The following is an 812-nucleotide window of genomic DNA, read 5'->3' on the forward strand; positions in this document are numbered from 1 at the left end:
AGGCGATACACCGGGTTTTGCGTCTCTTCCCAGTACGGATAGCCGAGCGTCGTGAGAAAGCGGTCGAACGCGCCGGTCTCGCTCGTGGGCACCTGGATGCCCACCAGGATCGAACTGTAGTCCGCGCCCTGGTTGCGATAGTGGAACAGGCTGATGTTCCAGTTCGGCGCCATCGACGACAGGAACTTCATCAGCGCGCCCGGCCGCTCCGGAAACTCGAAGCGGAACAGCCGCTCGTCATGTGCGAGCGGCGAGCGCCCGCCGACCATGTAGCGGATATGCTGCTTCGAGAGTTCGTCGAAGGTCAGGTCGACAGTGGCGAAGTCGTGCGCTTCGAACGCGCCCGCGATCTGCGCCGACTCGCTGCGGTTCCTGATCTGCACGCCGACGAAGATATGCGCCGAATTCGCGTCCGCGATCCGGTAGTTGAACTCGGTGACGCTGCGCGTGCCGACCAGTTCGCAGAAGCGGCGGAAACTGCCGCGCTCCTCGGGGATCGTCACCGCGAACACCGCTTCGCGCGCCTCGCCGACTTCGGCGCGCTCGGCGACGAAGCGCATGCGGTCGAAGTTCATGTTCGCGCCCGACGTGATCGCGATCAGCGTCTGGTTCTCGATGCCTTCACGCTCCGCATACTGCTTGGCACCGGCGACCGCCAGCGAGCCCGCGGGTTCGAGCACGCTGCGGGTGTCCTGGAACACGTCCTTGATCGCCGCGCACAGCGCATCGGTGTTCACGAGCAGCACGTCGTCGAGATATTCGCTGCACAGCCGGAAGGTTTCTTCGCCGACCAGCTTCACCGCCGTGCCGTC

The 812-nt window shown here is 64.8% G+C and carries 1 protein-coding gene; it reads right to left on the reverse strand.

Annotated elements, in window-relative coordinates; genetic code table 11:
* The coding region (ilvA, locus tag PQR02_RS40600) for a threonine ammonia-lyase, biosynthetic (protein ID WP_408243415.1) at positions 1-812 on the reverse strand (812 nt) is incomplete at both ends.

The sequence above is a fragment of the Paraburkholderia sediminicola genome (genome assembly GCF_046026895.1).
GTDB lineage: Bacteria > Pseudomonadota > Gammaproteobacteria > Burkholderiales > Burkholderiaceae > Paraburkholderia > Paraburkholderia sediminicola_C.